Consider the following 25,510-nt stretch of genomic DNA (forward strand, 5'->3'; position numbering starts at 1 on the left):
AGAACAATTGAAGAACATAGAGAAAGGCAGCCGAACTGTCAAAGCAGCCGAATGCAGGTATGACGCCGCATCCAAACGATCTTCGGCCTGGCCGACCGGCAACCGGCTCTGTCAGAGGTCGCAAAGAAAGCGGTTGAAAAGTCAGCCGCCGCCGCTCTCCTCTACCGCAGATTGAGGCCGGGACCCGGCGCCACGGCGGCACCGCCGCGCAACGCGTCCAGGAGATCCGACCACCACTGCGCCATATCCACACGCTCTTTCCAGTGGGTCCCTCGATGATAGGCCGCGCGAACCTTGTCGCTGTCGCCATGCGCCAGTGCCCTTTCAATGGCATCGGAAGACCATTTCCCGGATTCGTTCAGCAGCGTGCTGGCCATGGCGCGGAAACCATGGGCGGTCATTTCATCAGTCGAATATCCCAGCCGGCGCAAGGCCGCATTCAGGGTATTTTCCGACATGGGCCGGATCCCGGACCTGATCGATGGAAACACATATCCGTATGGCCCGGTCGTCTCATGAATTTCCTTCAGGAGGGCAATCGACTGAAGCGACAGAGGCACATGATGCGGCTTGCGCATCTTCATCTTCTCGGGCGGGATGGTCCAAACGGCCGCCTCGAGATTGATTTCCTCCCAACGGGCATGACGAAGCTCGCCTGGGCGGACAAAGACATGCGGGGCCAGTTTGAGCGCCCACCTCGTGGTCACATGCCCTTCAAAGCCGTGGATGGCCCGCAGCAGCGCGCCCACCTTGCTCGCATCGGTCACCGCCCCGTAATGCGTGACCTTCGGCGCCAGTAAGGCGCCGCGCAGATCCCTTGTCGGGTCCGACTTCAGCCGGGCGGTCGCGACGGCATAGCGGAAGACCATGCTCGATAACTGCAGCGTTCGGCGTGCACTCTCATGGTTTCCGCGCTTTTCGATTTTTCGGACGGCTGCCAGAATATCGATGGGCTCGATCTCATGGACCGCGAGGTGCCCGATCGAATTATCCAGCAGGCTCAGGAGATATTCCGAACGTGTCGCTGTGGCTGGCGCCCATGCCTGATCGCCGTCGTTCCGCCGCTTGATGCAATATTCCCGGGAAATGCTGGTGAAGGTGTTTTCCGCCAGAATGCTCGACCGCAGCTTTTCCAGCTTCTTCTCCCGCGAAGGGTCCTTGCCGTCCTCCAGCATATCGCGGGCATCGTCGCGCCGCTTACGCGCATCGCGCAGGCTGACAGAGGGATAGCCGCCGATCCTCAGCTTCTTCTCCACCCCGCCGAACTTGTACTTCATGTACCAGGTTTTGCCGCCCGCAGGAGAGACCAGCAGGTAGAGCCCCTGCATATCGTTCAGCTTATGAGGCTTCTCTTTGGGTTTCGCGGTACGAATCGCTATATCTGTCAAAGGCATAGGCCGGTCCTTTTCAGGACTTAGCCCCACCCCTGGGGGCTAAGTGGGTTGAATGGCCCGCTATGCTCCGGAAATAGCCCCACTTCTGCCTGCGCTTAAGCGGAACAAAATGAGATTTTACGAGCCTTGAAACCCGAAAAATACTCTTCTTTTCCACGACTTACAAAGCTCTATGGGATGATCTGAGATCAATTGTTGGAGCGGGTAGCGGGAATCGAACCCGCCTGACTAGCTTGGAAGGCTAGGACATTACCACTATGCTATACCCGCTCATGGGCGCGCCGCACTTGGACTGGCGCTGTGGTGCGGACGCGCTTGCCATGCGGGCGCGGCGCCGTCAAGCGCCTGCGCCGCGGCAAAATATCAATGGCCGGGGAAATCCATGATCGGGCGCACCGTCACGCCCTGCGCGCGCAGACGCTCGGCCCCGCCAAGGTCGGGCAGGTCGATCACGAAAAGCGCCTCGTCCACCACCGCGCCCGCGCGGCGCAGCAGGGTGAGCGCGGCGCAGGCGGTGCCGCCGGTCGCGATCAGATCGTCGACAATGACCACCTTCTGCCCCTGCGCCACCGCGCCGGGATCGACCTCCAGCGTGTCGGTGCCATATTCCAGCGCATAATCGATGGCCAGCACCGGCACGGGCAGCTTGCCCGGCTTGCGCACGGGGATGAAGGGCAGGCCGAGCCGGGCCGCCACCGCCGCGCCGAAGATGAAACCGCGCGCCTCAAGGCCGGCAATCGCTTGCGCCCCGGCAGCGGTCGCGCGGTCGGCCAGCAGGGCGACGCTGGCGGCAAAGCCCTCGCCATGGCCGATCAATGTGGTGATGTCGCGAAACAGGATGCCCGGCTTGGGAAAATCGGGGATCGAGCGGACGAGCGCTTTCATATCATCTGGGGTCATGAGCGGGGCCTATAGGCGGGTTTAACGACATGAAAAAGTCATTTGAGGCCAAAAGAAAAGCCCCCCGCATCGCGTGATGCAGGGGGCGTTTTCATGTCCCTCACAAAGGGATCAATGCCCCTTCTTCTCCGCCCAGACGGTGCGATAGGCCATATAGGCCAACACCGTGGCGAAGATCAGGAAGCCAAGCACCGGCCAGCCGGTCTGGTGGCGCTTCTCCAGCTTGGGTTCGGCGGTCCACACGAGGAAGGCGGCCACGTCCTGCGCCATCTGATCGACGGTGGCCTTGGTGCCGTCCTTATAGGCCACCTGACCATCCGACACGAGCGGCTGGGGCATGGCGATGTTCAGGTTGGCAAAGTACGGGTTGAAGAACAAGCCGTCAGGCGTCTTGGCATCGGGGAACTTCTTGAGCAGTTCCTCGCCCTTTTCGTTCTTGTAGCCCGCCTGATCGGCATAGCCGGTCAGCAGCGAGTAGATATAGGCCGCCCCGCCATGACGCGCCTTGGCGATCAGCGAGAGGTCGGGCGGGCTGCCCGCGCCGCCATAGACGACCGGCGGGAAATGGTCCTTGAGTGCGCCCGGATGCTGCTTCACCTCGCCGGTGGCGGGGTTATATTCGGGGATCTGCGCCTTGGCCGCGATCGCCTTCACCTCGGCGTCATTATAGCCCAGCTCGCGCAGGTCGCCATAGGACACCTGCTTGATCGCATGGCAGGTCGCGCAGACTTCGGAATAGACCTGAAAACCGCGCTGGAGCTGCTGACGGTCGAATTTGCCGAAGGCCCCGTCCGAGGACAGGCTCAGCGCCTTGGGGTGCTGATGGAATTCGGCCTCGACCGTCTTGGCGGGCGGCTCGGAAATATAGGCCACGGTGCCCTTGCCCGCCGACCACAACAGGGCCAGCGAGAAGAAGGCGCCCACGAGCATGGAAAAGATACGGATCATGATGTGTCTCTATCCTCGCTCTCTTATTCGGCCGGAGCCGGGGCCAGGTTGGCGGCTTCATCGGCCCCCAGCACGGCTTCGGTGATCGAGAAAGGCAGCGGCAGCGGCTTTTCCGTCATCGAGACGAGCGGCAGGATGATGAAGAAGTGGGCGAAGTAATAGAGCGCCGCGATCTGGCTGATGATCACATAGGGCTCTTCGGCCGGCGAACCGCCGCAATAGCCCAGCACCGCCACGTCAATCACCAGCAGCCAGAAGAACTTGCGGAAGGTCGGGCGGAAATGGCCCGAACGCACCGGCGACTTGTCCAGCCAGGGCAGCAGGAACCACACCAGGATCGAGCTGAACATCGCCAGCACGCCCATCAGCTTGGCCGGGAAGAACAGGAAGTTCTGGGTAAAGGCGCGCAGGATCGCATAGAAGGGCCAGAAATACCATTCCGGCACGATATGCGCGGGCGTCTGCATCGGGTTGGCCGGAATGTAATTGTCCGGGTGGCCCAGCGCATTCGGCGCAAAGAACAGCATCGCGCAATAGAAGATAAGGAACACGCCCAGGCCGAACCCGTCCTTGGCGGTGTAATAGGGGTGGAACGGCACGGTGTCCGATTCCTGCTTCACTTCAACGCCGGTCGGGTTGGTCGAACCGGGGATATGCAGCGCCCAGATATGCAGGATCACCACGCCCAGAATGACGAACGGCAGCAGGAAGTGCAGCGAGAAGAAGCGGTTGAGCGCAGCCTGATCGGGCGCGAACCCGCCCAGCAGCCATGTCTGGATCGGCTCGCCCACAAGTGGGATCGCGCCGAACAGGCCGGTGATCACCTTGGCGCCCCAATAGGACATCTGACCCCAGGGCAGCACATAGCCCATGAAGGCGGTGGCCATCATCAGCAGGAAGATGGCGACGCCCAGCAGCCAGATCATCTCGCGCGGGGCCTTGTATGACCCATAGAAAAAGCCGCGGAAAATATGGAAATAGACGACGACAAAGAAGGCCGAGGCGCCGTTGGCATGGCCATAGCGCAGCATCCAGCCCCAGTTGACGTCGCGCATGATATGTTCGGTCGAATTGAAGGCCACGCCCGTGTTGGCCGCATAATGCATGGCCAGCACGACGCCCGTCACGATCTGGATCACCAGACAGAAACCGGCCAGAACGCCGAAATTATACATGTAGTTCAGGTTGCGCGGCACCGGATAACCGGCCCCGATCGCATTATAGACAAAGCGCGGCAAAGGCAGCTTTTCGTCCAGCCACACCATCGCCGGGTGGCTCGGCTTGTATTCATTGGCCCAGGGAAAGCTCATCTCGTCTTCCTCACCCGATCTTCACGACAGTGTCGCTGGTAAACTCATAAGGCGGCACCTCGAGATTCTTCGGGGCCGGACCCTTGCGGATGCGCGCGGCAGTGTCATAGGTCGAGCCATGGCAGGGGCAGAAATAGCCCCCGAACTCGCCCTTGACCTCACCCTCGCCCGCGCCCAGCGGCACGCAGCCCAGATGGGTGCAGACGCCCATGGTGATGAGCCATTCTTCCTTGCCCTTCTTGGTGCGGTCCTCAAGGCTTTGCGGATCGCGCAAGCTCGCCACATCCACCTTCTTCGCCTCGGCGATTTCGACCGGCGTCAACCGGCGCACAAACACCGGCTGCTTGTGAAACACCGCCTTGATCGCCTGTCCGGGCTGGATCGAGCCGATGTCGATCTCGGTCGAGCTTTCGGCCAGCACGTCAGCCGAGGGGGCCATCTGGCTGATCAGGGGCACCAGAACGCTGGCTGCGCCAACGCCTGCCGCACCCGTGGCAGCCACATAGATGAAGTCCCGCCGACGCACCCCCTGCGCCGTATCGTTGGGACTTTCAGCAACAGCAGTTTCTGTCATGTTTGACCCTTGCCTTGCACCAATGGTCCATGCGGGCCGCAGGACCGAAAAAACGAATGAACATCATCGCGTTCACGGCATAAAGCCGCAATACGGTATCGTCAGGAATCTTCTCCCCCGCGATCCGTGTGGTTTGTCCCATACGGTCACCGGCTTTTTTGGTTTTGATAAACATCAAAACCAATGCTGCCAATGGCCTTTTTCTTTGCCCTTTTGTCTCAGGCCACCCCGATCAGCGCGATCTGGCGGCCATAATCGGCCTCGCCCGCATGGGTGGCGCGGCGAAAGGAATAGAATCGCCTCGCATCATCATAGGTGTCCAGCCCCAGCCCCTCCACCACGGCGACTCCATATTCCGCCAGCCGATCAGCGACATAGGCTTCGAGCGCGAATTGATAATGCCCCTCGCGCCCGGCGATGAAGAAGCGATCATGGCGTGCGGCCTGCGCGAGGAAACGCGCGCGAAAAGCCTCGTCCACCTCATAGGATTTTTGTGCGATGCACGGCCCGATAGCGGCCGCAATTCTTTCGCGCCGCGCGCCAAGGGCCTCCATCGCGTCGACCGTGGCCTCGCAAACACCCGTAAAGGCGCCCTTCCACCCGGCATGGGCCGCGCCCACCACGCCCGCCTGCACATCGGCAAACAGCACCGGCGCGCAATCGGCCGTCAGCACGCCCAGCACAATCCCGCGCCGGTCGGTCACCATCGCATCGGCATGGGGGCGCTCGGCATCCGCCCATTCCTGCGCCACCACACAGTCCGCCGAATGCACCTGATAGCAGGTGGCCAGAAACGCGCCGGGCAACACGCTATCGGCCGCCAGCCGCCGGTTTTGCGCCACCGCAGCCGGATCATCCGCGCTGCCCAGCCCGACATTCAGCCCCGCGACCGCGCCCACCGACACGCCCCCGCGCCGCCCGAGAAACCCGTGCGGCACACCGGCCAGAGCCGCAGCCTGAATAACCTCAACCAAGACTCTTGCTCACCTGCTCGAATACATCTTTCGACAGGCCGGGCGCGGCCAATATCCGGTCGAGCTGCGCCTTCATCAAAGCGCTGCGCCCCGCCTCCACCCGCCGCCAGCGGCCCAGCGAGGGCACAAAACGCGCCGCCGTCTGGGCATTGATAGGGTCGAGCGCGAGGATCAGATCGCCAATCAGGCGATAGCCCTCGCCCCCCGCATCATGAAAGCCCGCCGGATTGACCGCCAGCGCCATATACAGCGCCCGCGCCCGGTTGGGATTGTGGATGGTGAAATCAGCGTGCCCGGCCAGCGCCTTCACATGATCCAGCACATCGGGATGCAGCGATCCGGCCTGAAGCGAGAACCACTTGTCGATCACCAGCGCATTGCCCTCATGCCGCTTGTGGAAATCGGCCAGCTTTGCCTCGCGCAGCGGGCTGTCCAATCCGCACAGCACCATCAGCGCGCCCTGTCGGTCGGTCATATTGGTGGCGGCGTCATATTGCGCGGCGGCGCGCGGGGCGGCCCCGGCTCCCTGCGCGGCGGCCAGATAGACCAGCGCCTGCGTCTTCACTTTGCGCGCGCCCTTGGCCGCCGCGTCCAGCCCGAAAGGCACCGCGCTCGCCCGGTCATGCAGCGCGGCAAAGGCATCGCCCAATTCGCCGCCCAGCCATGCCTTCAAGCCTTCACGCTCGCCATGCAGGAGGCCCGGATCGACCACCGGCAATTGCTCGGCCAGATAGGCATAGGGCGGCAGGATCAGCAATTCGCCGCGCATCAGATCGTCGATCGCCGGATCCTTCAGGATCGCCAGCATCGCCGCACCGATCGCCTTGCGCTCGGCGGCGCGGCGGGACTCGTCCATCGCGCCGGCTGCGGCCGCCACCAGATGGCGCACCATCAGGCTCTGCATCGCCTCATAGCGGGCAAAGGGATCATCATCATGCGCGGCCAGAAACACCAGATCATCCAGACTGGTGTCCGCCTCGATGGTCACGGGCGCGGAAAAGCCCCGGTTGATCGACAACACCGGACGCGTGGGCCAGCCGGAAAAGCGATGCTCCTCCTGCGCGGCGGTCATCACGATCAGCTCCTCGCCGCGATGCGCGCCCGTTGCCGGATCAAACAGTGCCAGCCGCAGCGGGATCGGCACCGGCAGTTTATCGGGCTGCCCGGGCGTTGGCGGCACCTGCTGCGTCAGGCGCAGCACCGCCTCCTCGCCCTCATGGGTAAAGCTGATCCCCACACGCGGCGTCCCGGCCTGCGCATACCACAGGCGGAATTGCGTCAGGTCCAGCCCCGCCCCTTCCTCGATGGCGCGGATAAAATCCTCGCAGGTCGCCGCCTCGCCGTCATGGCGGGCGAAATAGAGGTCGGTGCCTTTGCGGAAACGCTCTGCTCCTGCCATCACCCGCATCATGCGGATCACCTCGGCGCCCTTGTTATAGACGGTCGCGGTGTAGAAATTGCTGATTTCCTGATAGGAATCGGGCCGGATCGGATGGGCCAGCGGCCCGCTGTCCTCGGGAAACTGGGCGCTGCGCAGGATGCGCACATCCTCGATGCGCTTGACCGGCTCGGACCCCATATCCGCGCTGAACATCTGATCGCGCAGCACGGTGAAGCCTTCCTTCAGGCTCAATTGGAACCAGTCGCGGCAGGTGATGCGATTGCCCGACCAGTTGTGGAAATATTCATGGCCAATGACGCCTTCCACCGCGTCATAATCGCCATCGGTCGCCGTTTCCGGGTCGGCCAGAACATAGCGGGTGTTGAAGACGTTGAGCCCCTTGTTCTCCATCGCCCCCATGTTGAAATCGGACACGGCCACGATGTTGAACAGATCAAGGTCATAGGCGCGGCCAAAGACCTCCTCGTCCCATTTCATCGAGTTGATGAGGCTGCGCATCGCATGATCGGTGCGCCCCTCGTCCCCCTTGCGGGTATAGATGTTGAGCGTGACCTCGCGCCCCTCCATCGTGGTGAAATGGTCGGTTGTCGCCACCAGATCGCCCGCCACCAAGGCAAACAGATAGGACGGCTTGGGCCACGGGTCATGCCATTCGGCCCAATGGTTGCCATCGCCGCAGTCGCCTTGCGCCACCGGATTGCCGTTGCACAGCAGGATCGGGAAAGCCTCGCGGCTGCCCTCCATCCGCACGCGATAGATGCTCAGCACATCGGGGCGGTCGGGGTGAAACGCGATGCGGCGAAACCCTTCCGCCTCGCATTGCGTGCAAAGCATCCCGCCCGAGGCGTAAAGGCCCATCAACTGGCTGTTGGCGGCGGGGTGGATCGCGGTTTCCACCACGATCTCATGATTGTCGTCGGCCAGATCGATCAGCAGATCGTCCCCCTCCATCCGCCAGTCATTGCGCACCACCTCGTCCACCTCGACCAGCAAGGCGGTCAGCCCGTCGCCCTTCAGGCGGATCGTCTGATCGCCCTGCGCGGCGGGATTGCGGCGCACGGACAATTGCGCGCGCACCCGCGTTTCCTCCAGCCCGAGGCGAAATTCCAGATCGACCTGCGGCACCAGCCACGCAGGCGGCAGATAGTCCTCGCGGCGGATCACGGCGGGGGCAACAGGGGCGGCGGGGGCGTTCATGGCATCCATCATGCCTTCCTTATTAGGCCAAGCCTTTCCGAATGCCAGTATTTCCGATTATGGTTTGCCCCATGAAAACCATGCTGATCTTTGGTCTGGGCTACACCGCCCGCGCAATCGCCCGCCGTCTGGCCGATGACGGATGGCATATCGAGGCGACGGGCCGCGCCGGAACGCTCGATTTCGCCGATGAGGATGGGGTGCGCGCGGCGCTTGCCCGCGCCGATGCGGTCCTGTCCAGCGTGCCGCCAGCCGAGGATGTTGATCCGGTATTGGTGCGCTATGGGGCGAATCTGACCGGAGTGGGCTGGCTGGGCTATCTCTCCTCCACCGGGGTCTATGGCGATTGCGGCGGGGCCTGGGTCGATGAAAGCGCGCCCGTGGTCGGGCTGGGCGGATCGGGCCGCCGCGCCGCGCGGGCGCTGGCCGATGCGGCATGGCTGGAACGGGATGCGCGGGTGCTGCGCCTGCCGGGGATCTATGGGCCGGACCGCTCGGCCTTCGACCGCCTTCGCGAGGGCCGCGCCCACCGCGTCGACCTGCCCGGCCAGATCTTCAGCCGCATCCATGTCGAAGATATTGCACGCGCCGCCCACGCCGCCCTCTCCGCCCCGCCCGGCGCCTATAATATCGCCGACGATATGCCCGCGCCCCAAAACGCCGTGATCGAGGAAGCCTGCCTCATCTCCGGCCTCCCCCTGCCCCCCCTGCTGGCCGAGCAGGACGTGCCCCCCGCCTCGCGCGCCTTCTATGCCGAGAACCGCCGCGTGGCCAATGGCAAAGCCCGGCGGGTGTTGGGATGGCGGCCTGTGTTCGCCGATTACCGCGCGGGGTTGCGGGGGATTTGGGAGGGGGAATTATAGGCCTCCGGCGGGCGCTTTTTGCCTCCGGCGGGCGCTTTTTGCCTCCGGCGGGCAAAGGGACTTGTCCCTTTGCAATCCCGTTATTGTATAGGGTGTGCTATGGGTTCGGCGTCTGGTGTCGGACGCGCTGTGGGATTTTGAAAGCCTGCGGCGCCTGCCTGCCCGCGCCGCAGGCTTTATAATATTTCATAGGGCGCGTCCGACACATGAGGCCGAACCCATCGCGCAACGCAGACAGTAACGGGAGCGCGAGGGACGAGTCCCTCGCATCATCCCTTCAATCTTCCTCACAACCCCCGCAAAGCCTTGGCCAAAGCCATCACTTCCCCCTCCTCGCTGTTCCACGCGGTCACGAAACGCGCGGCCGTCTCGTCCCAATCGTAGAACGCAAAACCGGCCTCACGCAAAACCGCCCGCTCGGCTGCCGAGAGCACGACAAACACCTCATTGGCCTGCACCGGATGGATCAGCCTGTCGCCCGCCGCCGCCGCGATTTCGCCCGCTGCCGCATTGGCGCGGCGGGCATTGTCCAGCCACAGGTCGCCCTTGAGCATGGCGAGGAGCTGCGCGGCCAGATAGCGCCCCTTGGATTGCAGATGCCCGGCGCGCTTGCGGTTAAAGCGAGTGACCTCGATCATGTCGGGGGCGAAGAAGATCAGCGCCTCGGCCCCCATCCCGCCGTTTTTGACAAAGCCGAAGGAGAGCGCCTCGACCCCGCCCTCGCAACTGGCCGCGGCGGGCGAGCAGCCCAGATGCGCCACCGCATTGGCAAAGCGCGCGCCGTCCATATGGAAACGCAGCCCCTTTTCCCGCGCAAAAGCGCCCATCGCCGCCACCTCGCCGGGCGAATAGACGCATCCCGCCTCGTTAGCCTGGGTGATGGAAAGGGCGGTGACGGGCGTATGCTCCACCCCCACGCCCACCCTGGCCAGCCGCGCGCGGGCGGTCTCGGGCGTCATTTTCGCATGCTCCCCGCCCGCCAGAATCAGCTTAGCCCCATGCGTGAAGAACCCCGGCGCGCCGCATTCGTCCCGCTCGATATGCGCCAGTTCATGGCACAGCACAGCCTCATAGGGCCGCACCATAGCGGCCAGCGCAAGGCAATTGGCCGCCGTCCCGCTGGCCACCCAGATCGCGGCGCAGGGCCGCCCGAACAGCGCGGAAAAGGCATCATCAAGCGCAGCGCTCAAACTGTCGCCATCATAGGGCGGCTGGGGGGCATCAGCGGCGTGCATCGCGGCCCATACGGCGGGATGAACAGGGGCGGCATTGTCAGACATAAAAGGCATGGCGCGCTTGTGCGGGTGCCGCCCGGGCGCGTCAATACGTCGGATGGACCCGGCTCCAACCCTTTATTAGCTTTGCCTCGATAAGAGAGCGGCAAACGGCAACAAAGGGTTTTTCGGCAATGAAGGTTCTGGTTACGGGCGCGGCGGGTTTCATCGGCTACAGCCTTGCGGTCAAACTGCTGGCGCGCGGCGATTCCGTCATCGGCCTCGATATCGTCAATGATTACTATGACGTCACGCTCAAGGAAGCCCGCCTTACCCATCTGCGCGAGTTGGGCGGCGACCGCTTCACCTTTGTCCGCGCCGATTTCGCCCAATACGAACCGCTGGTCGAGGCGCTCTCGGGCCTGGAATTCGACCGCATCGTCCATCTGGGCGCGCAGGCGGGCGTGCGCTTTTCGATCACCAACCCCCACGCCTACCTGCATTCCAACCTTGCCGGGCATTTGAACATGCTGGAAATCGGGCGGCATCGCGGCGTGGAAAACATGGTCTATGCCTCCTCCTCCTCGGTCTATGGCGGCAACACCAAACTGCCCTTCGCGGTCGAGGATCGCGTCGACCAGCCCATCAGCCTCTATGCCGCCACCAAAAAGGCCGACGAACTGATGAGCGAAACCTACGCCCATCTCTACCGCCTGCCGCTGACGGGCCTGCGCTTCTTCACCGTGTACGGTCCTTGGGGACGGCCCGACATGATGATGTGGATCTTTACCAAGGCCATCGCCGCGGGCCAGCCGATCCCCGTCTTCAACAATGGCGATATGTACCGCGACTTCACCTATATCGACGACATCATCGCGGGCGTCATGGCCAGCCTCGACAACCCCGCCCCCGACGACGGCGAGGTCAAGGCAGGCGGATCGACCAAGCCCCACCGCCTCTACAACATCGGCAACCACAAGAGCGAACACCTGATGCGCGTGGTCGAAATCCTCGAAGAACAGATCGGCAAAAAAGCCATCATCGACTTCCAGCCCATGCAGCCGGGCGACGTGCGCCAGTCCTTCGCCGACATCGACGCCATCGCCCGCGACCACGGATACGCCCCCACCACCAGCATCGACGTGGGCGTGCCCAAGTTTATCGAGTGGTATAAGGAATATCATGGGGTTTGATTTTAGGGGGCTGGTCGCTGCGCGATGTTGCCTCCGGCGGGCAAAGGGCGAAAGCCCTTTGCAATCCCGTTACTGTCGGCGGGGCGCGATGGAGGCGGCGTTGTGCTTGGGGTTAGGTGGCGGTTTTGAAGGCCGCTGCGCGGCGGGGGGTGTCAAGTTGGAGGGAACGGATTTAGCTACCCATCAAAACCGCTTCCTCAGTCGTGCCTTTTATCAACTGAGCAATGTCAAGATGGAAAGTCTCTAATTCAGGATAGTTCGTGTGGAAAAATCCTCGCGCTCGATACTGAGGTTCAACATCGTCCGCGACTTCAAACCTTACGGCAAGATTACCTCTGCTATCGAAGGGCACGATTTCCAATCGAATGATAAGATCATTACCTTCCAGAAAATTGAATCCCCATTGCGCAACGACAGGTTGCCCCTCCGTAATAGGAAACCTTGCAAGGGCCTCTCCAAACTCCTGCACATCTTGCCACTGAGCCCAAAATCCACCTTTGCCAGAGAAGCGATCCGTTTCCACCGCAATCCACAGTCGTCCAAAGTCGTCACGCGGCAAATCGTGATCAAAGAAGCTTGGATCATGTCTGTATCGAAGGGGGAGCTTGCTCATCATTAGGATGTTGCAGGTAGGCGCAATGACCGCAATGGCCCCGCCTCCGAAATGCCTTTTTTTCTTTCCGCGAAGCGGCCTAACCGTCATTCACAACGCCGCCCCATCTCACCCACCGCCCCAATAACGCCCCATCCCGACAATATCGGGATTGCAAAGGGCCCCCGCCCTTTGCCCGCCGGAGGCACCTTCAATCCTTAAACTCCGAAAAACCCACACAAACACCAAAAAGGCCGCGCAAGGCATCACGCCCCACGCGGCCCTTTGATGGGAAAACGCTTGGCCTAAATCAGGCCGCCGTAAATCAGGCCAGGGCCAGTTCCTGCGTATCGGCCAGCACGCCGCGATAGTGGCGGGCGCGCTTCAGGTGCCGGTCGCGCTTTTCCGGGTGCCGGGCGCAGGCGGCCAGCAGATAGCAGCGGTCGATACGGCGGATCAGAAAATCGGCGCTCCATGCTTGTGCCATTGGACCATCTCCTGTGCTTATATCTCTACTGATGGAATAGACATAGTGTGCCGCGAATCGGCGCTTTGTTTCAACCCCCATGCGCCGGATCGAGGGGAGATTGCGTTGACCTGAACCAATCCGCAATAAAAAAATCTGTCATACAGAAAACCATATGGGTTATTCAACCCGCCATCCGCAACCGTCCTTATGCGCAGGGACCAATGCGGTAATTCAGGCCGGCGCCGCTGGGCCGGGATCATGGCGCAAGTGTTCATCAAGCCGTGGACCACGCCACACAGCGCCAACCGGAAAGGACGGGCCAAGCACCGTCATGGCAGGCTTTGCGAGCCCACCTGTCATGGCCGCCCGATCCGCCGATGCGGGCCGAATCGGGCTGTGAAGCAAGGCGGCTACCCGATCATTCGCACGCGCACGCGGCCCTTTCGCGCCCGGCATTCAAGGGCGTCCGGGGGCGTCGGCCTGATCCCTCAAGCCAACCGCCGGTCTTGCGGCCGACGGGCATTTGTCATGCCCGCCGGAAACAGCCGGATCTTACTTGGCGCTTTCCGCCGCCGATGCCGCATCGGCCGGAGCCGCCGCCGCATCACCCGCAGGCGCCGCAGCAGCAGGAGCCGCAGGCAGAGGCAGGTTCGAACCTTGCTGGTTCAGATAAACCATGACCGCCGCGCGATCCTCGGCCGATTCAAGCCCCGCAAAGGTCATCTTGGTGCCATCGGCAAAGGCGCGCGGATTCTTCAGCCACTCGTTCATTTTGGCGAAGTCCCACTTGCCGCCCTTGGCCGACAGGCCCGCCGAGAAGGCAAAGCCGCCGCGCCCATGGCCGATTTCATCGCCAAGGATGCCATGGATATTCGGACCGATCCCATTGGGGCCGCCCGCCGTGATCGTGTGGCACGAAGCGCATTTGGCGAAGACCTGCGCGCCCTTGGCGGGGTCCGCCTTGGCCAGCAGTTCCTCGATCGGCGCCTCGGCGGGGCCGGATTTGGCCCCCGACACGCCTTCGATAGGAAAGCCCATGTTTTCGGGGCGGTTTTCCTTGTCGGCGCGGAAATAGTGGCCCGACAGGCTGGAAAGCCCCAGCGCAACCACAGCAGAACCCAAAACCCAACCGGCAATGGTATTGAAACGACCGCTCATCAACAATGCCCCGTCCCATATGCTTCCAAGGAAGAAATCCCCGGAAGGCGTTTTGCCCTCTGGTGTAGAGAGCGTGAAACCCAAGCGCAAGGCGGATTTCACCCGCGCGCCAGTATTCCGCCCGCAACCAACACAATGCCCGATACAATTCGCATCGAACAGACTATCGGCAAAGCCCACTGGCGCGCGGCGTAAAATCGGCCTAAGCGCCAGACCGCTATGCACAGCTATCCTACGCCCGCTCTGATCCAGGTCAAAGAACTGACCGCCCAAGCCGCTGAAAATCCTGCACGCGCCGTTGCGTTTCAGGGTGCGCCGGGGTGCAATTCGCACCGCGCGGCGCTGGAATACGCGCCGCAATGCGCGCCTTTGCCCTGTTTCAGCTTTGAGGACGCGCTGGATGCTGTGAAGGAAGGCCGGGCCGACCGGGCGATCATCCCCATCGAAAACAGCCAGCATGGCCGCGTAGCCGACATCCATTTCCTGCTGCCTGAAAGCGGGCTGTCGATCGTTGGCGAACATTTCCTCTCGATCGAACATGCGCTGATGGCGCTGCCCGGCGCGAAGGGTCCTTTCGCCGCCGCCTATTCCCACCCGCAGGCGCTGGGCCAATCGCGCCATTATCTGCGCGCGCGCGGCATCGTGCCGATGGCCTATGCCGACACCGCCGGGGCCGCCGCCTTTGTCAAGGAACAGGGCGATCCGGCCGCCGCCGCCATCGCGCCTGCGCTGGCCGCCTCGCTCTATGGCCTCGATATTGTCGAGCATAATGTCGAGGATGCCGCCGACAACACCACGCGCTTTGTCGTGCTGGCCCGCGCCCCGCTCGATCCGGCAACCATCGAGGGCACCGCGATGACCACGATGATCTTCGAGGTGCGCAACGTCTCGGCCGCGCTTTACAAGGCGCTGGGCGGCTTTGCCACCAACGGGGTCAACATGACCAAGCTGGAATCCTATCAGAAGGGCGCCAGCTTCTCGGCCACGATGTTCTTTGTCGATATTGTGGGCAAACCGGGCGAGGAACCGGTGGACCGCGCGCTCGAAGAAGTCGCTTTCCATTGCAAGGACCTGCGCCTTTTGGGCAGCTATGCCCAAAGTCGTCCAAGAGGGTAGGCTGATCGCTTGCGCTCGGCCTGAGGGCGTGTAAGAATCTGTCCGCGATGGCAATTCGGGACAGAGACGTCAGGTGAGCGCAGCGGCGTCCAATTCCGTCCATCAGGCATGGCGCGCGGTCCGCGATGCGCGCGACCTGCAGTTCACCCCCGTCCCCAACTGGACCCCGGCGCCCACGCCCGACTGGCTCAAGGCGCTGGCCCGTTTCCTGAAAAGCCTGTTCGAGCCGGTGGGCCGGGCGCTGGGCATGTCATGGCCGGTGATGGAAAAGATCCTGATCGGCCTGCTGGCGCTGGGCGTGGCCCTGCTGCTCTGGCGGATCGGGGTCAGGCTTTGGGCCATGCGCCGCCCCGCCCCCGCCGCGCCGGAATGGCGCCCCGATGCCGCCGCCGCCCGCGCCCTGCTGGACGATGCCGATGCACTGGCCGCGCAGGGCCGCTTTGACGAGGCGACCCACCTGCTCCTGCTGCGCAGCCTTGAGCATATTGCCGAGGCCCGCCCGGCCGCCCTGACACCCGCCAGCACCGCGCGCGAGATTGCCGCGCTGAGTTCTCTTTCCGCCCCGGCCCGCGCCACCTTTGGCCGGATCGCCGCGCTGGTTGAACAGGGGCGCTATGCGCTGCGCCCGCTGGAGGCGCCGGACTGGGCCGCCGCCCGCGCCGCTTATGCCGACTTTGCCGAACAGCGCCTCGCATGAACAGCCGCAGCCCCTTTTCGCCCCTTTCGGCGCTGGCGCTGGTGCTGGCGGGCGGGGCCTTGCTGGTGGCGATGCTATGGATGATCGGCGCGGGCGTGGCGGCGGGCGACATCAATGATGGCGGCGCGCATGGCGGCGGGCGAGGGCTCAACGGCTATGGCGCCCTCTATCGCCTGCTCGAAGCGACCGGCCATGACACCGACTATGCCCGCGACGACAATGGCCTGCGCCGCCCCGGCCTGCTGATCCTGACCCCGCCGCATGAGGCGCAGGGGGCCGATATCAGCCGCATCGTCGCCCTGCATCGCGGCCATGGCCCGGTGCTGATCATCACCCCCAAATGGGCGGCGGCCCCGGCCGACACAAGGCAGCCCGGCGTGCAGGACGGCTGGGTCCGGCTGGGCGAGGCGCGCACGCCGGAATGGGAAGGCTTTCTCGACGATGTGGGGGTGGCCATTGGCCCCGCCGCCGCCCCGGTGCGCGATGCTCATGGCGCGCGGGCGGTGCTGCCCTATCCGGCGCGGGTGATGAGCGGGACGGGCAAGCGCCTTTCGCCCAGCGTCGAGGACGGGCGGGGCCGCATTCTGGCCGCCACCTATGAAGAGCCGGACCAGAACGCCCTGCTGGCGCTGATCTTTGAACCGGATCTGGCCAACAATGCCGGTTTTGCCCATGAGGAAAATGCCGCAGTCACCCTGCGCCTGATCGAGGACCTGCTGCCCGCCGATCAGAAGCAGGTGATGTTCGACCTCACCCTCAACGGACTTGGGCGCGAACCCAATCTGCTCACGCTGGCCTTTACCCCTCCCTATCTGGCGGTCACGCTGGCGCTGATGCTGGCCGGGGTGGCGGTTTTGTGGCGGGCCTATGCGCGCTTTGGCCCGCCTTTGGCGCCGGTGCGCGACATCGCCTTTGGCAAGCGGGCGCTGGCGGAAAATTCGGCCGGGCTGATCGCGCGGGCGCGGCGGTTTCATCTGTTGCCCGCGCCCTATGCCGATGCGGCGCGGGGGCGGATCGCGGCGGCGCTGGGCCTTGCCCCCCATGGCGATCCGGCGATGATCGACGACGCCATTGAACGGGCGCTGTCGGCCCGCGCCCCGGACCTGAGCTATACCGCCGCCAGCGCCGCCCTGCGCGCGGCGCGGCGCCCCTCCGAAATCCTGCGCGCCGCGCGCCAGTTGCATGATGTCGAAAGGTTGTTGATCCGATGAGTGAAGCCCTCTCCCTTTCCGCCCTCTCGGATCTGGCCGGGGCCATCCGCGAAAGGATCGCGCGCGCCGTGGTCGGACAGGACAGCGCGGTCGATCATCTGCTGGTGGCGCTTTTCGCGCGGGGCCATGTCCTGCTCGAAGGCCCGCCGGGCACCGCCAAGACGCTGCTGGCGCAGAGTTTCGCCGCCACGCTGGGCCTGCAATTCGGGCGGATCCAGTTCACCCCCGATCTGATGCCGGGCGATATTCTCGGCTCCAACCTGTTCAATTTCCAGACCAGCCAGTTCACCCTGACGCGCGGCCCGATCTTTTGCGACCTGCTGCTGGGTGATGAAATCAACCGCACCCCGCCCAAGACGCAGGCCGCCCTGCTCGAAGCCATGCAGGAGCGGCGGGTGACGCTGGACGGGACGGCGCACCGCCTGCCCGATCATTTCATGGTGGTCGCCACGCAAAACCCTATCGAATCGCAAGGCGTCTATCCCCTGCCCGAGGCGCAGCTCGACCGTTTCCTGTTCAAGCTGACCATCCCCTATCCCGATGCGCAGGAGGAGGCGCGGATCATCGCCCGCTATGGCGCGCAAGGTTCGCCCGAACCCATCACGCCGATCCTCTCGCGCGATCAACTGGCCGCCGCCGACGCCACCGTGGCGGGCATCACGCTGGCCCAGCCGCTGGTCGATTACATCGTCCGCCTGATCCGCGCCACGCGGGAAAGCGCGGACCTGTCCTGCGGCGCTTCCCCACGCGCGGGCGTGCTGCTGGCCCATGCGGCGCGGGCGCGGGCGGCGCTGGCGGGGCGCGATTATGTGTTGCCCGATGATGTGAAGGCGCTGGCCCCGGCTGTGCTGCGCCACCGCCTGCTGCTCTCGCCCGCCGCCGAAATCGAGGGGCGGCAGGCCGAGGGTCTGGTGGCCGAGATCATTGCCCGGACCGAGGCGCCGCGCTGAGGTGATACGCCGCCTCGCCCCCGGATTGCGCCTTGCCGCCGCTCTGATGCGCCCCGGCGTGGCGCCCGCTCCGCGCTGCGTGCTGGCGCTGGTCGCGCTGGGGCCGGTGGGGCTGGTGCTGGCCGGGTTTGTTCCCGCGCTGTGGATTGCCGCGCCTTTGCTGGGCCTGTTGCTGCTGGCGCTGGTGCTGGTCGATGGGGCGCTGGCCGGGCGGCTGGAGGATGTTCATGTCACCGTCCCTGCGCAGGCCGAAATCGGCCAGGACGCCGCCATCACCATCCGCGCCCGCCTCTCGCGCCCCGCCCCGATGGAGGCCGCCCTCGCCCTCGACCCGCGCCTTGCGCCGGGCGGGAAATTGACCGCCACCCTGACGGGCGAGGAGGCGCAGGCCCCTTTCACCCCCAGCCGCCGATGCCGTGGCGCGATCGACACGCTCTGGCTACGCTGGCGCGGGCCGCTGGGCCTGGCCATGCGGATCGAGCGGCGTGAGGTCGATGCCTCGGTGCGGGTGCTGCCCTCGGTGGCGGCGCTGCGCGGGCCCGCGATGCAGGTCTATCTGCGCGACGCCTCGCTGGGCCTGATCGCGCGGCGGCTGCGCGGCGAGGGGCAGATGTTCGAGACGCTGACCGAATATCAGCCCGGCATGGACCGCCGCCGCATCGACTGGAAAGTCTCGGCCCGCCATGCCCATCTCTATGCCAAGGAGTATGAGGTCGAGCGCAACAACCCCATCGTGCTGGCGATGGATTGCGGGGCGGCCATGTGCGAGCCGGTGGCCGGCCTGCCAAGGCTGGACCGGGCGGTCAGTGCTGCGCTGCAGATGGCATGGGTCGCGCTCAAGGGGGGCGACCGGGTCTCGCTGTTCGGCTTTGCCGCGCGGGTGATCGTCTCGACGCCCTTTGTGGCCGACACGCGCGATTTCCATCGCCTGCGCAGCGCGGCGGCCGATCTGGATTACACCGCGCGCGAGGCCAATTTCACGCTGGCGCTCTCCACACTGGCCCAGCAACTGGCGCGGCGCTCGCTGATCGTGGTCTTTTCCGAATTTGCCGATTCCACCAGCGCCGAACTGATGGTGGAATCAATCGGGCGGCTGATCGCGCGCCACCGGGTGCTGTTCGTCTGCCTGCGCGATGAGGAACTCGAAACGCTGGCGGGGGGCGAGGTGGTGGATATGGAAGCGCTGGGCGGATCGGTGGCGGCCAGCGCCCTGCTGCGTCAGCGCGAATGGGTGCTGATGCGGCTGCGCGCGATGGGGGTCGATGTGGTCGAGGCGGCCCATGATGCGGTGGGCGCCCGCCTGCTCGACGCCTATATGGCCATCCGCAGCCGGGGAGGGATCGGATGAAGGATTGGCCCAACCGTCTCCTCGCCCGTTTTCGCCGGGGCGCGGCGCAAGAACAGCACATCGCCCCCGCCACCCTGCGCTCCGACCGTTTCCGTCAGGCGCGCGAGGGCGACTGGCGGCGGCTGGAGGCGATTGTCACGGCGGTGGAGAAAGGGCGGCTGGGGCGCCTGTCGGATGCCGATCTGCTCGATCTGCCGGTGCTCTATCGCCAATTGGCCTCCAGCCTGGCCGTGGCGCGCGAAAACAGCCTTGATGCCGCAGCCCTCGCCTATCTGGAGGCGCTGGCGCAAAGGGCATGGTTTATCACCTATGGGCCGCGTGAGAATTTCCGCGGCTGGTTCATGGGCTTTATCCTTGGCGGGTGGAGCCGGGCGGTACGAGCCATCCGCTTTGACATCGGAATCGCGCTGGCGCTGATGGTGGCGGGCGTGGCGGTGGGGTGGATGATGGTGGCCCATGATCCGGCCTTCTACGCGATGCTGGCCGGACAGGACCCGGCGCGCAATCCCGCATCCAGCGCGAAGCAATTGCGCGAAACCCTGTTCGGCGGGCAGGATCAGGACGCGCTGGCCGCCTTTGCCGCCTATCTGTTCGGCCATAATGCCCAGATCGCCATCCTGTGTTTCGCGCTGGGCTTTGCCATCGGCCTGCCCAGCGTGCTGCTGTTGCTGCAAAACAGCGGGATGCTGGGCGCGATGCTTTGGCTGTTTCACGGCAAGGGGCTGCTGCTCGACTTTTCGGCATGGATCGCGATCCACGGCACGACCGAATTGTTCGCCATCCTGCTGGCCGGGGCGGGCGGCATCCATATCGGGCGCGCCATTGCCTTTCCGGGCGAGCTATCGGTGATGGAAAGCGTGGCGGCGGCGGGGCGGCGGACCGCGCCGGTCATGCTGGGCGTGGTGCTGATGCTGCTGGTGGCCGGGATGCTGGAGGGGTTTGCGCGGCAATTGATCGATTCGACGCCGCAAAGGCTCCTCGTCGGAGGCTTTATGCTGACCTTCTGGCTGGTCTATTTCTTTGTCTTCGGGCCCCGCAAATGAATCTGCGCCCCGATCAGCGCGAAATCATCACGCCCGAAGGGCTGACCCTGCGCCTGACGCTGGCGGGGCGGTCGGCGCGGCTGGGGGCGCTGGCGGTGGATCTGGCCTGCATCGGGGCGATCCTGCTGGGGGCGGTGCTGGCGCTGGTCTATACGCAATCGGGGCTGGGCCAATGGGCGAAGCGGAGCGAGGCGCATCATGCCGCGCAATTCCTCTTCATCTTGTGGACCGCGCTGATGTTTCTGCTGCGCAATGCGTGGTTTCTGATCTTTGAACTGGGGCCGCGCGGGGCGACGCCGGGCAAAAGGATGCTGGGCCTGCGCATTGCCGCGCGCGACGGGGCGCGGTTGACGACCGAGATGGTGCTGGCGCGCAATCTGCTGCGCGATATCGAGATCTTTTTGCCGATGGTCGCGGTGCTGTCCGCGCTGGGCGGACCTTCGTCGAGCATGGTCAATTGGGCGGCGGCGGGATGGTTCCTGCTCTTTGCCCTGTTTCCGCTGTTCAACCGCGACCGTTTGCGCGCGGGCGACATGATTGCGGGGACATGGGTGGTCGAGGCCCCCCGCGCCCGGCTGGAGCAGGCGTTGAGCGCCGGGGCAGCAAGGCCCGACTATGCCTTCGGCCCGGCTGAACTGGCCATATACGGCGAATATGAGTTGCAGACGCTGGAGCGGGTGCTGCGCGATGGCTCGCCCGCCGCAATGGAGGCGGTGGCCCGCGCGATCTGCGCCAAGATCGGGTGGAGCGCGCCGCAGGGCGATGAGGTGCGCCGCTTCCTCGATGCCTATTACACAGCCTTGCGGGAGCGGCTGGAACAGGGGCTGCGTTTTGGCCGACGCAAGGCGAACAAACATGATGGAGCAGTGCGATGAACATCCGCGAGGACGACCTGACCGGGCCGGAGATTGCCCGCCTGCTGGCATGGCACCTTGAGCAGATGCATCGCTGGTCCCCTGCGTGTAAGGTCCATGCCATGCCCATCGAGCGCCTGCGCGCCCCCGATGTCACCTTCTATTCGGCATGGGTCGATGGCGTTCTGGCCGGATGCGGGGCGATCAAACATCTGGACGCCGAGCGCGGCGAGTTGAAATCCATGCGCGTGGCACCGGAATTTCTGGGGCGCGGTATCGGGCGCGCCATGCTGCACCATCTGATGGATGTGGGCCGCGCGCGCGGATACCGCCAATTGCTGCTGGAAACCGGCAAGCCCGATGCCTTTGTCCCGGCGCGGCGCCTGTATGAGAGCGAGGGCTTTGGCGAATGCCCCGCCTTTGCCGATTATACCACCGATGATTACAGCCTGTGCATGAGCCGGGATCTGTAATCACCTCTTCGCATTTGCGGCGCATCGCCAATGCGCTATAGGGCCAGAGCAAAGGAGTTGCCCCCATGTCCTCAGTCCGTCCCTGGCGTGATATCGCCCGCCGTCAAAGCCGTCAGATCATGGTCGGCAAGGTTCCCATCGGCGGCGATGCGCCCATCGCGGTCCAGACCATGACCAACACGCTGACCAGCGATGCGGTGGCCACGATCGACCAGATCCGCCGCTGCGAAGAAGCGGGCGCCGATATTGTCCGCGTGTCCTGCCCCGATGTCGAATCGACCACGGCGTTCCGGCAGATCGCGCGGGCCTCGCGCGTGCCTTTGGTCGCCGATATCCATTTCCATTACAAGCGCGCTCTGGAAGCGGCCGATGCGGGCGCGGCGTGCCTGCGCATCAACCCCGGCAATATCGGCGGATCGGACCGCGTGGCCGAAGTGGTGCGCGCGGCCAAGGCCAACGGCTGCTCGATCCGCATCGGCGTGAACGCAGGGTCTTTGGAAAAGGACCTGCTGGAGAAATATGGCGAGCCCTGCCCCGAAGCGCTGATCGAATCGGCGCTCGATCATATCAAGCTGCTGCAGGACCATGACTTCCACGAATATAAGGTGGCGGTGAAGGCTTCGGACGTGTTCCTGGCCGTCTCTGCCTATATGGGGCTGGCCGAGGCGGTCGATTGCCCGCTGCATCTGGGCATCACCGAGGCGGGCGGGCTGATCGGCGGCACGGTCAAATCGGCGATCGGCATGGGCAACCTGCTGTGGGCGGGGATCGGCGATACGATCCGCGTTTCGCTCTCGGCCCCGCCCGAGGAAGAAGTGCGCGTCGGCTTTGAGATCCTCAAGTCGCTGGGCCTGCGCACGCGCGGCGTCCGGGTGGTTTCCTGCCCGTCCTGCGCGCGTCAGGGTTTTGACGTGATCAAGACCGTCGAGGCGCTGGAAACCCGCCTCAGCCATATCAAGACCCCGCTCTCGCTCTCTGTGCTGGGCTGCGTGGTCAATGGTCCGGGTGAGGCGCGCGAGACCGACATCGGCCTGACCGGCGGCGGCAATGGCAAGCATATGGTCTATCTCTCGGGCGTGACCGACCACACCGTGCAGAGCGAGGATATGCTCGAGCATATCGTCAAGCTGGTCGAGGCCAAGGCGGCCGAGATCGAGGCGGCGCAGGTGGAAACCGAAGCGGCCGAATAATCCCTTTTCGAGGTGGATTGGCAGGGGGGCCATCTCTCTGCAATGGATTGAAAGCGCGGTGGGTCGATAGCCTGCCGCGCTTTTTTGCAGGTTGGGCGTATGGTCGTTCCGCCTGCCCACGCCTAAGGTGAACCCCGTAAGTTTCACCAAGGCCGATCAGACTTGTCGCGCGGATCACAGGAAAACCGGATCATGTTGAATATGAAAGCGCTCGCGCGCCTGGGCCTCTGGCCCTTGCTGGCCTTCACAACCTTCATGGCGCTTTCGCCCAAGCCGCCTGCCACGCCGCTCGACCAGATGGGCGACAAATTTACCCATATGACCGCCTTTGCCGTGCTGACGCTGGTGGCCCGGATCGGCTATCCCATGACCTCGCCCTTGCGGGTGCTGGAGCGTATGGCGCTGTTTGGCGCGCTGATCGAGGTATTTCAGGCGATCCCAAGCCTGCACCGCAATTGCGACTGGCGCGACTGGGTGGCTGATATGGTGGCAACGAGCGCGATGCTGGTGATCCATAGCATTGTGGCGGGGCGGCTGCGGCTTTCGTCCCGCGCATAAAAAAGGGCGGGCCTTGCGGCGCCGCCCTTCTTCTTTTGCATTTCGACGATCAGAAGAATCCGAGCTTCTTCGGGCTGTAGCTCACCAGCAGGTTCTTGGTCTGCTGATAATGATCGAGCATCATGCGGTGCGTTTCGCGGCCGATGCCCGACTGCTTGTAGCCACCGAAGGCGGCGTGGGCAGGATAGGCGTGGTAGCAGTTGGTCCACACGCGGCCCGCCTGAATAGCGCGCCCAAAGCGGTAGCAAGTGTTGATGTCACGGCTCCACACGCCCGCGCCAAGACCGAACATCGTGTCATTGGCGATGGCAAGAGCTTCCTCAGGGGTCTTGAAGGTGGTGGTCGACACCACCGGCCCGAAGATTTCCTCCTGGAAGATGCGCATCTTGTTGTGGCCCTTGAACACGGTGGGCTTCACGTAATAGCCACCGGCCAGATCGCCGCCGAGCTGACCCGCTTCGCCGCCGATCAGGACTTCTGCGCCTTCGTCACGGCCGATGCCGATATAGCGCAGGATCTTTTCCTGCTGCTCCTGGCTGGCCTGCGCGCCGATCATGGTGGCCATGTCGAGCGGGCTGCCCTGCACGATGGCTTCAACGCGCTTGAGGGCGCGTTCCATGAACTGGTCGTAGATCGATTCCTGAATGAGGGCGCGCGACGGGCAGGTGCAAACCTCGCCCTGATTGAGCGCGAACATCACGAAGCCTTCGATCGCCTTGTCGAAGAAGTCATCATCGGCGTTGCAGACGTCGGCGAAGAAGATGTTGGGCGACTTGCCGCCCAGTTCCAGCGTAACCGGGATCAGGTTTTCCGAAGCATACTGCATGATCAGGCGGCCGGTGCTGGTTTCACCGGTGAACGCGATCTTGGCAATGCGCTTGGACTGGGCCAGCGGCTTGCCGGCTTCGAGGCCGAAACCGTTAACGACATTGAGCACGCCGGCGGGCAGCACATCAGCGATCAGATCCATCAGGACGAGGATCGAGGCCGGAGTCTGCTCGGCAGGCTTGAGCACGATGCAGTTACCGGCGGCCAGTGCAGGCGCTACCTTCCATGCCGCCATCAGCAGCGGGAAGTTCCACGGAATGATCTGCCCCACAACGCCCAGCGGTTCGTGGAAGTGATAGGCGGCGGTGTCATGGTCGATTTCGCCGATGCTGCCTTCCTGAGCGCGGATGCAGCCTGCGAAATAGCGGAAATGGTCGATCGCGAGCGGAACGTCGGCGGCCATGGTTTCGCGGATCGGCTTACCGTTATCCCACGTTTCCGCGGTGGCCAGCAGGGCAAGGTTCTGCTCCATCACGTCGGCAACCTTGAGCAGGATGCGCGAACGTTCGGCAGGCGAGGTGCGGCCCCAGGCGTCCTTGGCGGCATGGGCGGCATCAAGCGCCAGTTCGATATCATCAGCGTCCGAACGGGCTACCTGACACACCACCTTGCCGTTGATCGGCGAGATATTGTCGAAATAGCGACCCGCGCGCGGGGCCACCCACTTGCCACCGATGAAATTTTCATACTTGGCGGGAAACGGCGCTACTGCGCCAAGGCGATCAGCCGATACGGCGTCCATCTTGCAAGCTCCTCTCGATTCACCAGCATCGGGCGCTGGGACTACGAGAAAGGTTTTCACCAATTGTCAGACAGACGAAATTGGCCATTGGGATAAGGGCTGCAAGATTGGTGAAACTCCAAGGACTTCAGACGCAACAAACCCCTCAGGTTTTGCCCGAGGGGTTTGTTATGCGGCCCTACAGGCCGCCATTATGAATGGGTTCGATCCAACCTTCACAACCGCAGACGATAATGCCTGGCGACGACCTACTCTTCCAACGCTTGAGCGTTAGTACCATTGGCGCGGTCAGGTTTCACGGCCGAGTTCGAG

25 protein-coding genes and 1 tRNA gene are annotated in these 25,510 nt (G+C 64.1%); 12 read left to right on the plus strand and 14 right to left on the minus strand.

Annotated features, from left to right (window positions below; genetic code table 11):
* Positions 1-161: 161 nt before the first annotated feature.
* From FHW92_RS09510 to pepN, 9 genes are all read right to left on the minus strand, one after another.
* Complete coding sequence (locus tag FHW92_RS09510) at positions 162-1,394, minus strand: integrase arm-type DNA-binding domain-containing protein (RefSeq protein WP_168603040.1); 1,233 nt, start codon at positions 1,392-1,394, stop codon at positions 162-164.
* A 196-nt stretch (positions 1,395-1,590) separates the two neighbouring features.
* Positions 1,591-1,664 (minus strand) — tRNA-Gly (locus tag FHW92_RS09515).
* 93 nt (positions 1,665-1,757) lie between these two features.
* The gene (locus tag FHW92_RS09520; RefSeq protein ID WP_168603041.1) at positions 1,758-2,294 is read right to left on the minus strand and encodes an adenine phosphoribosyltransferase; all 537 of its coding nucleotides are present in this window, start codon (positions 2,292-2,294) and stop codon (positions 1,758-1,760) included.
* Between the two features lie 111 nt (positions 2,295-2,405).
* The gene (locus FHW92_RS09525) at positions 2,406-3,242 is read right to left on the minus strand and encodes a cytochrome c1 (RefSeq protein WP_168603042.1); all 837 of its coding nucleotides are present in this window, start codon (positions 3,240-3,242) and stop codon (positions 2,406-2,408) included.
* Between the two features lie 23 nt (positions 3,243-3,265).
* Positions 3,266-4,552: a cytochrome b/b6 gene (locus tag FHW92_RS09530; protein ID WP_168603043.1), complete on the minus strand. Its 1,287-nt coding sequence runs from the start codon at positions 4,550-4,552 to the stop codon at positions 3,266-3,268.
* A 10-nt stretch (positions 4,553-4,562) separates the two neighbouring features.
* The gene (petA, locus tag FHW92_RS09535; protein WP_168603044.1) at positions 4,563-5,126 is read right to left on the minus strand and encodes a ubiquinol-cytochrome c reductase iron-sulfur subunit; all 564 of its coding nucleotides are present in this window, start codon (positions 5,124-5,126) and stop codon (positions 4,563-4,565) included.
* Positions 5,104-5,301 (minus strand): hypothetical protein, encoded by a 198-nt coding sequence (locus tag FHW92_RS09540; RefSeq protein ID WP_168603045.1) that lies wholly within the window; start codon positions 5,299-5,301, stop codon positions 5,104-5,106. The genes petA and FHW92_RS09540 overlap by 23 nt, the downstream gene beginning before the upstream one ends.
* A 43-nt stretch (positions 5,302-5,344) precedes the next feature.
* Positions 5,345-6,100: a peptidoglycan editing factor PgeF gene (pgeF, locus tag FHW92_RS09545; protein WP_246870042.1), complete on the minus strand. Its 756-nt coding sequence runs from the start codon at positions 6,098-6,100 to the stop codon at positions 5,345-5,347.
* Positions 6,093-8,708, minus strand: coding sequence for an aminopeptidase N (pepN, locus tag FHW92_RS09550; protein ID WP_168603046.1), 2,616 nt, complete (start codon positions 8,706-8,708; stop codon positions 6,093-6,095). The genes pgeF and pepN overlap by 8 nt, the downstream gene beginning before the upstream one ends.
* 62 nt (positions 8,709-8,770) lie before the next feature.
* On the opposite strand from pepN, the gene FHW92_RS09555 reads away from it, so the two are divergent.
* Positions 8,771-9,562, plus strand: coding sequence for an SDR family NAD(P)-dependent oxidoreductase (locus tag FHW92_RS09555; protein WP_168603047.1), 792 nt, complete (start codon positions 8,771-8,773; stop codon positions 9,560-9,562).
* Positions 9,563-9,849: 287 nt separating this feature from the next.
* On the opposite strand, the gene FHW92_RS09560 is transcribed toward FHW92_RS09555, so the two are convergent.
* A complete protein-coding gene (locus tag FHW92_RS09560) occupies positions 9,850-10,851 on the minus strand; it encodes a beta-eliminating lyase-related protein (protein WP_168603048.1) in 1,002 nt (333 codons plus the stop codon).
* Positions 10,852-10,970: 119 nt separating this feature from the next.
* Between FHW92_RS09560 and FHW92_RS09565 the strand changes: the two genes are divergently transcribed.
* Positions 10,971-11,969, plus strand: a complete 999-nt coding sequence (locus tag FHW92_RS09565; RefSeq protein ID WP_168603049.1) for a GDP-mannose 4,6-dehydratase — start codon at positions 10,971-10,973, stop codon at positions 11,967-11,969.
* 172 nt (positions 11,970-12,141) lie between these two features.
* Here the strand turns inward: FHW92_RS09565 and FHW92_RS09570 are convergent, their stop codons facing one another.
* The 3 genes from FHW92_RS09570 to FHW92_RS09580 all read right to left on the minus strand — a co-directional run bounded on the left by FHW92_RS09570 (position 12,142) and on the right by FHW92_RS09580 (position 14,188).
* Positions 12,142-12,585, minus strand: coding sequence for a hypothetical protein (locus FHW92_RS09570; RefSeq protein ID WP_210428436.1), 444 nt, complete (start codon positions 12,583-12,585; stop codon positions 12,142-12,144).
* 301 nt (positions 12,586-12,886) lie between these two features.
* Positions 12,887-13,048 (minus strand): hypothetical protein, encoded by a 162-nt coding sequence (locus FHW92_RS09575; protein ID WP_168603051.1) that lies wholly within the window; start codon positions 13,046-13,048, stop codon positions 12,887-12,889.
* A 534-nt stretch (positions 13,049-13,582) separates the two neighbouring features.
* Positions 13,583-14,188, minus strand: a complete 606-nt coding sequence (locus tag FHW92_RS09580; protein WP_168603052.1) for a c-type cytochrome — start codon at positions 14,186-14,188, stop codon at positions 13,583-13,585.
* A 219-nt stretch (positions 14,189-14,407) separates the two neighbouring features.
* Here FHW92_RS09580 and FHW92_RS09585 point away from each other — a divergent pair, with 219 nt between their 5' ends.
* The 10 genes from FHW92_RS09585 (at position 14,408) to FHW92_RS09630 (ending at position 23,628) form a co-directional block, all read left to right on the plus strand.
* Positions 14,408-15,304 carry a prephenate dehydratase gene (locus FHW92_RS09585; RefSeq protein WP_168603053.1) on the plus strand — a complete coding sequence of 299 codons (897 nt, stop codon included), beginning with the start codon at positions 14,408-14,410 and terminating at the stop codon, positions 15,302-15,304.
* 73 nt (positions 15,305-15,377) lie between these two features.
* Entirely contained in the window at positions 15,378-16,001 is a 624-nt protein-coding gene (locus FHW92_RS09590; protein ID WP_168603054.1) for a hypothetical protein, read from the plus strand.
* Complete coding sequence (locus FHW92_RS09595) at positions 15,998-17,212, plus strand: DUF4350 domain-containing protein (protein WP_168603055.1); 1,215 nt, start codon at positions 15,998-16,000, stop codon at positions 17,210-17,212. Before FHW92_RS09590 ends, FHW92_RS09595 begins: the two co-directional genes overlap by 4 nt.
* A complete protein-coding gene (locus FHW92_RS09600; RefSeq protein WP_168603056.1) occupies positions 17,209-18,162 on the plus strand; it encodes a MoxR family ATPase in 954 nt (317 codons plus the stop codon). The genes FHW92_RS09595 and FHW92_RS09600 overlap by 4 nt, the downstream gene beginning before the upstream one ends.
* A gap of 1 nt (position 18,163) precedes the next feature.
* On the plus strand, positions 18,164-19,510 hold the full coding sequence (locus FHW92_RS09605) for a DUF58 domain-containing protein (protein ID WP_349237665.1): 1,347 nt from the start codon (positions 18,164-18,166) through the stop codon (positions 19,508-19,510).
* Complete coding sequence (locus FHW92_RS09610) at positions 19,507-20,553, plus strand: stage II sporulation protein M (protein WP_168603057.1); 1,047 nt, start codon at positions 19,507-19,509, stop codon at positions 20,551-20,553. Before FHW92_RS09605 ends, FHW92_RS09610 begins: the two co-directional genes overlap by 4 nt.
* A complete protein-coding gene (locus FHW92_RS09615) occupies positions 20,550-21,428 on the plus strand; it encodes an RDD family protein (protein ID WP_168603058.1) in 879 nt (292 codons plus the stop codon). The genes FHW92_RS09610 and FHW92_RS09615 overlap by 4 nt, the downstream gene beginning before the upstream one ends.
* The gene (locus FHW92_RS09620; RefSeq protein ID WP_168603059.1) at positions 21,425-21,880 is read left to right on the plus strand and encodes a GNAT family N-acetyltransferase; all 456 of its coding nucleotides are present in this window, start codon (positions 21,425-21,427) and stop codon (positions 21,878-21,880) included. The genes FHW92_RS09615 and FHW92_RS09620 overlap by 4 nt, the downstream gene beginning before the upstream one ends.
* Positions 21,881-21,945: 65 nt before the next feature.
* Entirely contained in the window at positions 21,946-23,070 is a 1,125-nt protein-coding gene (ispG, locus tag FHW92_RS09625; protein ID WP_168603060.1) for a flavodoxin-dependent (E)-4-hydroxy-3-methylbut-2-enyl-diphosphate synthase, read from the plus strand.
* A 192-nt stretch (positions 23,071-23,262) separates the two neighbouring features.
* A complete protein-coding gene (locus FHW92_RS09630) occupies positions 23,263-23,628 on the plus strand; it encodes a hypothetical protein (RefSeq protein ID WP_168603061.1) in 366 nt (121 codons plus the stop codon).
* A 49-nt stretch (positions 23,629-23,677) separates the two neighbouring features.
* On the opposite strand, the gene adh is transcribed toward FHW92_RS09630, so the two are convergent.
* Entirely contained in the window at positions 23,678-25,198 is a 1,521-nt protein-coding gene (adh, locus tag FHW92_RS09635) for an aldehyde dehydrogenase (RefSeq protein WP_168603062.1), read from the minus strand.
* Positions 25,199-25,510: the final 312 nt, after the last annotated feature.

The organism is Novosphingobium sp. SG707, assembly GCF_012275515.1.
Lineage (GTDB): Bacteria > Pseudomonadota > Alphaproteobacteria > Sphingomonadales > Sphingomonadaceae > Novosphingobium.

Excerpts from the sequence above, each read along its gene's own strand:
- pepN (WP_168603046.1), bottom strand. The coding sequence starts at position 8,708 with ATGGATGCCATGAACGCCCCCGCCGCCCCTGTTGCCCCCGCCGTGATC.
- adh (WP_168603062.1), bottom strand. The coding sequence starts at position 25,198 with ATGGACGCCGTATCGGCTGATCGCCTTGGCGCAGTAGCGCCGTTTCCC.
- FHW92_RS09540 (WP_168603045.1), bottom strand. The coding sequence starts at position 5,301 with ATGTTTATCAAAACCAAAAAAGCCGGTGACCGTATGGGACAAACCACA.
- FHW92_RS09580 (WP_168603052.1), bottom strand. The coding sequence starts at position 14,188 with ATGAGCGGTCGTTTCAATACCATTGCCGGTTGGGTTTTGGGTTCTGCT.
- petA (WP_168603044.1), bottom strand. The coding sequence starts at position 5,126 with ATGACAGAAACTGCTGTTGCTGAAAGTCCCAACGATACGGCGCAGGGG.
- FHW92_RS09530 (WP_168603043.1), bottom strand. The coding sequence starts at position 4,552 with ATGAGCTTTCCCTGGGCCAATGAATACAAGCCGAGCCACCCGGCGATG.
- FHW92_RS09565 (WP_168603049.1), top strand. The coding sequence starts at position 10,971 with ATGAAGGTTCTGGTTACGGGCGCGGCGGGTTTCATCGGCTACAGCCTT.
- FHW92_RS09600 (WP_168603056.1), top strand. The coding sequence starts at position 17,209 with ATGAGTGAAGCCCTCTCCCTTTCCGCCCTCTCGGATCTGGCCGGGGCC.
- FHW92_RS09610 (WP_168603057.1), top strand. The coding sequence starts at position 19,507 with ATGAAGGATTGGCCCAACCGTCTCCTCGCCCGTTTTCGCCGGGGCGCG.
- FHW92_RS09520 (WP_168603041.1), bottom strand. The coding sequence starts at position 2,294 with ATGACCCCAGATGATATGAAAGCGCTCGTCCGCTCGATCCCCGATTTT.
- FHW92_RS09555 (WP_168603047.1), top strand. The coding sequence starts at position 8,771 with ATGAAAACCATGCTGATCTTTGGTCTGGGCTACACCGCCCGCGCAATC.
- FHW92_RS09575 (WP_168603051.1), bottom strand. The coding sequence starts at position 13,048 with ATGGCACAAGCATGGAGCGCCGATTTTCTGATCCGCCGTATCGACCGC.
- FHW92_RS09560 (WP_168603048.1), bottom strand. The coding sequence starts at position 10,851 with ATGCCTTTTATGTCTGACAATGCCGCCCCTGTTCATCCCGCCGTATGG.
- FHW92_RS09585 (WP_168603053.1), top strand. The coding sequence starts at position 14,408 with ATGCACAGCTATCCTACGCCCGCTCTGATCCAGGTCAAAGAACTGACC.
- FHW92_RS09615 (WP_168603058.1), top strand. The coding sequence starts at position 20,550 with ATGAATCTGCGCCCCGATCAGCGCGAAATCATCACGCCCGAAGGGCTG.
- FHW92_RS09630 (WP_168603061.1), top strand. The coding sequence starts at position 23,263 with ATGTTGAATATGAAAGCGCTCGCGCGCCTGGGCCTCTGGCCCTTGCTG.
- FHW92_RS09525 (WP_168603042.1), bottom strand. The coding sequence starts at position 3,242 with ATGATCCGTATCTTTTCCATGCTCGTGGGCGCCTTCTTCTCGCTGGCC.
- ispG (WP_168603060.1), top strand. The coding sequence starts at position 21,946 with ATGTCCTCAGTCCGTCCCTGGCGTGATATCGCCCGCCGTCAAAGCCGT.
- FHW92_RS09570 (WP_210428436.1), bottom strand. The coding sequence starts at position 12,585 with ATGATGAGCAAGCTCCCCCTTCGATACAGACATGATCCAAGCTTCTTT.
- FHW92_RS09595 (WP_168603055.1), top strand. The coding sequence starts at position 15,998 with ATGAACAGCCGCAGCCCCTTTTCGCCCCTTTCGGCGCTGGCGCTGGTG.
- FHW92_RS09510 (WP_168603040.1), bottom strand. The coding sequence starts at position 1,394 with ATGCCTTTGACAGATATAGCGATTCGTACCGCGAAACCCAAAGAGAAG.
- FHW92_RS09620 (WP_168603059.1), top strand. The coding sequence starts at position 21,425 with ATGAACATCCGCGAGGACGACCTGACCGGGCCGGAGATTGCCCGCCTG.